Origin of the sequence: Brochothrix sp., assembly GCF_017549435.1 — a bacterium.
GTDB classification, from domain to species: domain Bacteria; phylum Bacillota; class Bacilli; order Lactobacillales; family Listeriaceae; genus Brochothrix; species Brochothrix thermosphacta.
In genome coordinates this window covers 1-5,491 of sequence record NZ_JAFYUW010000139.1, presented here as the reverse complement: position 1 = coordinate 5,491, position 5,491 = coordinate 1, and the positions used below count along the sequence as shown (strand labels likewise).

Sequence of the window (5,491 nt, the reverse complement as noted above, 5' to 3'; positions counted from 1 at the left end):
TCCCGTGCCACAGTTGATTGAAACACCAGTAGAACCTGATCCAAGTACAGAGGAACCGAGTTCAAGTGCAGAACCAGGCACAGATGATTCAGATAGCAGTGATTCAAATAGCAGTGATTCAAATGTGAGTTCAGAAGACTCAAGCACAACAACGTCTATTTCAGATGGTTCAGACGAAAATACTGAAGAAACAATATCCGATTCAGAAGGTTCAAGTAATGTAGAAAAAAACACTACTGATTCAAGTGAAGCGGGTATCATCGGGGATACAGATTCAAGTACAACAGCACCGTCAAAAGAAGCTGAGGAAGAGGCTGTCCAAAATACAAGTAATAATGCTAATTCAGATAACGCCAAAAGCTTACCAAGCACAGGTGAGGCAAATGATTACATGTTTTTAAGTGTATTACTAGGCGCGAGTATGTTATTAGTGGGTGTATTTTTCTTAGCAAAAAACAAACGCAAACAGAACAATTAAATAATCAGAAAAACGGTGCTTCAAATAGAATAGTCAGCTATTTTATTTGAGGCACTTCCCTTATGAGAGAGGAGTTTTCAGGTGGGAACAGTATTAAATTCGGTTCATCCGTTTACAAGCTTTTTTTATTTTGTTGGTGTGATTATTTTGAGTATGATGTTCTTACACCCTGTCTTTTTAGTTATAGAGTTACTCTTGTTAGTACTGTATAATTTGGTTCAAAAAAATGGTGCTAAACTGAAACAAACAATGAAAGGCTCATGGTTTTTGATTCTAGCAATTATTATTATTAATCCATTACTCAATCATCGTGGCAGTCATTTTTTATTCTATATCGGTAACAATCCGATTACATTAGAAGCAGTTGTCTATGGTATTATCATGGCACTCTCTTTTAGTTGTTTGCTTATTACTTTTATTTCATATAACAGCGTGATTACAAGTCATAAATTTTTATACTTATTTTCCAGAATATCACCCCAGCTAGCATTGTTAACAATGATTACAATGCGCTTTGTCCCTCTTTTTATTCGTCGGTTAACGACAATAAGTGCTATTCAGAAAACACGTGGCATTCAAATGACGAGCGGAAAAATAAAAAAACGTGCCCATAGTGGTATGCGTTTAGTACAAATTTTGCTGGTGTGTTCATTAGAAGAAGCTTTGCAAACAGCTGATTCGATGGAAGCACGTGGTTATGGCGTAAAAAAACGAACAACCTATTTAAGTTATCAATTAGAACGGCGTGATATCATCAGCTTAATTGGTGGTCTCTTAATATTACTTATTTGTATTTATAGCAAACTACAGGGATTCGGTAATTTACAAATTTATCCTGAATTGGGGAGAATGGGTTTAGATCTGATTCAAAACCAAATAGTACTGATATTAACCGTGTTATTTGTAGGTTACCCACTTATTTTGGAAGGACGTGAATTATTATGGTGGTCTTGGCAGAAATAAAAAATTTAAACTTTAAATACCCTGAAGAACAAGAAACTGCGTTACTTTCAAGTTCATTGATCATTGAAGAAGGCGATTTTCTTGTTTTAGCGGGCTCATCAGGTAGTGGTAAAACAACGCTATTACGACATTTGAAAAAAGAATTATGGCCGATTGGTGAGCGAACAGGTGAGATTCTTTATCAGGGTGAGCGTTACCAAGATTTAACAGAAGTGCAATCAGCAACAGAAATTGGAATGGTCTTTCAAAACCCAGAAAACCAAATTGTAATGGATAATGTGATGGGTGAGTTAGCTTTTTCACTTGAAAACATTGGATGCCCTCCTAAAATTATTGAAAAACGAATTGCAGAGCTTATTAGTTTTTTAGGTTTTCAAAATATACTTGAACAATCGATTCATACATTATCAGGTGGACAAAAACAGTTGGTAAATTTAGCCTCTGTTTTGATTTTACAACCCAAATTATTAGTTTTGGATGAACCAACTGCTCAACTTGATCCGATTGCGACACGTGATTTTTTAGGGTTATTGAAAAGGATTCATGAAGAATTAGGCATCACGATTGTTATGAGTGAACATCGCTTGGATGAAGTCATTCCGATGGCAACACGATTAGTGATGATGGAGGATGGCAAGATTATAGAAAATAATCGTCCAGAGACTGTCGTAGGGAATCTCTGGCAAGAGCGGGGAAATGCCTTGTTTATTCCACAAGTTCCGCGTTTGTTTTTAGAAATGGGTTCATCGGTTTTGCCATTTTCAGTGTTAGAGGGGCAACGTAACTTGCCTCGTTTACAAGAGAACGTAACAGTAGCCAAAAAGGCGGATAATGCGCCTGAGAGAGAACCTATATTAAAAGCAAAATCAATTGCTTTTCAATACGAAAAAAATGGTCGTTTTATTTTGAGAGATCTTAATTTCAGTATCGCTAAGGGAGAATGGGTCGGGATAGTTGGTAAAAATGGTACCGGAAAATCGACTTTTTTAATGGTATTAGCAGGGTTGTTAAATGCGCGAAGAGGTAAGGTAACATTTGCAGGGCGAACACTTAATAAAATCGATTTACAAGAACGATACGAGCGTATTGGCTATGTTTCGCAAAATCCTGCGTATCATTTTGCTTATGATACGGTGTTTGATGAATTTTATCAGCGTGCTATTCAAATAAAGCTTCCACAACCTGAAGAAGCGGTTCAGACAATGTTGCAAGAATTGCAAATAACCCATGTTTCTAAGAGAAATCCGCTTGATTGTAGTGGTGGTGAACAACAGCTGGTTTCATTAGGTTTGGTGTTATTATCAAAACCTGAAATTTTGTTATTAGATGAGCCTACGAAAGGCTTAGATCCTGTTCGAAAACATCATTTAGGAGAGCTTTTAAAGTCTCTGCAAGCCAAAGGAACAACACTTGTAATGGCAACTCACGATATGGAATTTGCTGCAGCATATGGAACAAGGGCAGCGTTACTATTTGACGGTAAAATTTTATCGGAGGCTTCTGTAGCAGATTTTTTCAGCGATAATTTCTTCTATACGACCTCTATTAATCGCTTGGTTCGTAAATACTTACCACAGGCTTTAACATGGGAGGATGTTATACCACATGTCGAAAACTCAAAAGAATTTAATTAAGTTAATCCTTTTTTTGATTTTTATGTTAGTACTATCAGTTGCTATAACCGATAAGTATTATTTATTAATCAGTCTTTTATTTTTGGTTGCAACAATGGTACCGTTATACCGTCGTTTTGAGAACAAAAAAATTCAATCACGTGAAATTGTTTTTATTGCTGTACTTGCAGCTATTGCTGCGACCAGCCGTGTACCATTTGCTATGATTCCGAGTGTTCAACCGACGACTTTTGTGATTATTGTATCTGCCATGGTATTAGGGAGTGAAAGTGGCTTTGTCATTGGTGCGACATCGGCGCTAGTATCTAACATGTTTTTAGGTCAAGGTCCCTGGACACCGTGGCAAATGTTTTGTTGGGGCATGATTGGATTCACAGCAGGACTTTTGAAAGATTCCCCAATCTTGAAAGAGATGTGGAGTCGTTTAGTATTTGGCTTTGTATGCGGCTTTCTTTTTGGATGGATTATGAATTTATGGTATGTTGTGGCATATATCAAACCGTTAAGTTGGATTGCATTTGTGCAGGCATATGCTGCTAGTTTTTATTTTGACTTAGCTCATGCACTTTCAAATGTATTTTTCTTACTACTGTTCAGTGCATCGTGGTTGAAGATTATTCGACGATTTCAAAAAAAATATGGTCTAGTCGATTTAAGTAAAGAACAACTTTAATTGCATAGTTAGCTAAACTGTCAAATTTAGAAGGTAGACAAAAAACAACTTATGTTACAATGAATAGGTAAGAAGAACACGATTATAGTATTTTAGAATAATGGAAGTTTGGTGAAAATCCAACACGGTCCCGCCACTGTAATAAGCAAAGAGTGCTTTAAGTCAGGTCTTTTATCTAAATTAAACTGGTACTGTTGTTTCGAGGCAAAAACAATAGTCGCTTATTCCAGTAGACATGTGTCTCTGGTTTTTTTTATTGCACAATGATGTGCAGTTACAAGCTGTTTAATTATTTCTGTTAGAAACCACAGAGGCAGTAAAGAGAGTAATAAATTTTATAATTCACTACAATGTATTTAAAAACTGAATAGTATCTTACAAGGATGTAGGATAATCTAATATAGCAAAGAAGCTCTAGAAAGATGTGCAGAAAACTGCCTTTTTTCTAAAGCTTCTTTTTATTTTTTTGAAAATAGTAGCGTAAGAGTAAGGGAAGGAATGATTCGAAAATGGAGAAAATAACGTTTAAAAGTGATTTGTTTATTGGAGAAAATGCACTTGATCGTTTGTGCGAGTTTAAAAACGAAAAAATATTCATTATAGCCGATCGTTTTATTACTAACCTTGGCATCATTGAAGCCATCACCACACGCATCACTGAACACAACACATTTTTTGTTTTCAATGACATCAGTCCAAAACCACAGATCGAACATATCATCGCTAGCATTGCGGCATTAAATGAATTTGATGGTACGATGCTGCTAGCTATAGGTAGCTGTGCTGCGATAGATACAGCTAAAGGTGTTAAGTTTTTTGGACAAAAATGTGGCACTCTTAAAGCAATGCCATTTGTTGTGATTCCAACTGCTGACGGTAATACCTCAGAAGCGGCATCTCTTTCAGTTGTTGAAAAACAAACAGAAACACTAAAATATCCCGTTGTCACCGATGCGATTTTACCAGATGAAACAATACTGGATACGGCATTGATTCAAATGATTTTTCCGAAAGTAGAAACAGAACAATGGAATGTCCCCCATCAAATAACTGCTTATTCAGCAAAAAATGGAAATCAATACAGCAAAGCCTTTGGTTGAAAATAATAAAGGATATAAAAAAACTAACGAATTCAATAGCTAGATTCGTTAGTTTTTTGTGTGGTTAAGAGGTAGGATTTTTCCTATATTCCTTCGGCGTCATCTCAAATTCTTTTTTGAATGTTTTTGAAAAATAACTCATTTGAGTGAACCCTAAACTTTGAGCAATATGGCTGATTGTTAAATCAGAGTTACGCAATAATTCTGAGGCATGAATCATTTTTTGGTGATTCACGTAAGCAATAAAAGTAATTCCTACCTCAGATTTAAAAAGTTTACTAAAATAATAGGGGCTTAAAAATACTTTATTAGCTGTTTCTTCCAAAGTAATTGTACGGTGGAGATGAAGTTTAATATAACGTTTAGCGATTTTTATTTCTTTTTTTTGTTCTAGAAAGGATGTTTTTTCTATCGGGATTGTTCCCTTAGGAGGCACTATCATTCTATGGATTTGAATCCAGAATTATTTTTACTTCTATTTATGGCACCATTATTATTTAATGATGGTGCGAATGTTGATAAAAAAGCATTATGGAGACAACGAAAATCAATTATTTCTTTATCGTTAGGCTTGGTATTTCTAACTGTGGGAGTGCTAGGGATGTTTATTCATTATCTGTTACCAACAATTCCTTATGCTGCT

6 protein-coding genes, 1 pseudogene and 1 riboswitch are annotated in these 5,491 nt (G+C 35.6%); of the genes and pseudogenes, 6 read left to right on the top strand and 1 reads right to left on the bottom strand.

Going from position 1 to position 5,491, the window contains the following annotated elements:
* The 5 genes from IKV95_RS09365 to IKV95_RS09345 all read left to right on the top strand — a co-directional run.
* Positions 1 to 478: LPXTG cell wall anchor domain-containing protein (locus tag IKV95_RS09365; RefSeq protein ID WP_287451706.1), on the top strand; the 478-nt coding region annotated here is incomplete at its 5' end.
* An 81-nt stretch (positions 479 to 559) separates the two neighbouring features.
* Positions 560 to 1,441, top strand: a complete 882-nt coding sequence (locus tag IKV95_RS09360; protein WP_069126321.1) for an energy-coupling factor transporter transmembrane component T — start codon at positions 560 to 562, stop codon at positions 1,439 to 1,441.
* Complete coding sequence (locus IKV95_RS09355; protein WP_287451705.1) at positions 1,420 to 3,075, top strand: ABC transporter ATP-binding protein; 1,656 nt, start codon at positions 1,420 to 1,422, stop codon at positions 3,073 to 3,075. Before IKV95_RS09360 ends, IKV95_RS09355 begins: the two co-directional genes overlap by 22 nt.
* Positions 3,047 to 3,748: an ECF transporter S component gene (locus IKV95_RS09350; protein WP_069118691.1), complete on the top strand. Its 702-nt coding sequence runs from the start codon at positions 3,047 to 3,049 to the stop codon at positions 3,746 to 3,748. The genes IKV95_RS09355 and IKV95_RS09350 overlap by 29 nt, the downstream gene beginning before the upstream one ends.
* A gap of 76 nt (positions 3,749 to 3,824) precedes the next feature.
* A riboswitch (adenosylcobalamin (AdoCbl) riboswitch) is annotated at positions 3,825 to 3,972 on the top strand.
* A 285-nt stretch (positions 3,973 to 4,257) separates the two neighbouring features.
* A complete protein-coding gene (locus IKV95_RS09345; RefSeq protein WP_051457431.1) occupies positions 4,258 to 4,848 on the top strand; it encodes an iron-containing alcohol dehydrogenase in 591 nt (196 codons plus the stop codon).
* Positions 4,849 to 4,912: 64 nt separating this feature from the next.
* Here IKV95_RS09345 and IKV95_RS09340 read toward each other — a convergent pair whose 3' ends face one another.
* The gene (locus IKV95_RS09340) at positions 4,913 to 5,284 is read right to left on the bottom strand and encodes a helix-turn-helix transcriptional regulator (RefSeq protein ID WP_483296363.1); all 372 of its coding nucleotides are present in this window, start codon (positions 5,282 to 5,284) and stop codon (positions 4,913 to 4,915) included.
* Positions 5,285 to 5,287: 3 nt separating this feature from the next.
* Between IKV95_RS09340 and IKV95_RS09335 the strand changes: the two are divergent.
* Positions 5,288 to 5,491, top strand: a pseudogene (locus IKV95_RS09335) (cation:proton antiporter domain-containing protein); the annotation flags it as partial.

Excerpts from the sequence above, each read along its gene's own strand:
- IKV95_RS09355 (WP_287451705.1), top strand. The coding sequence starts at position 1,420 with ATGGTGGTCTTGGCAGAAATAAAAAATTTAAACTTTAAATACCCTGAA.
- IKV95_RS09350 (WP_069118691.1), top strand. The coding sequence starts at position 3,047 with ATGTCGAAAACTCAAAAGAATTTAATTAAGTTAATCCTTTTTTTGATT.
- IKV95_RS09345 (WP_051457431.1), top strand. The coding sequence starts at position 4,258 with ATGGAGAAAATAACGTTTAAAAGTGATTTGTTTATTGGAGAAAATGCA.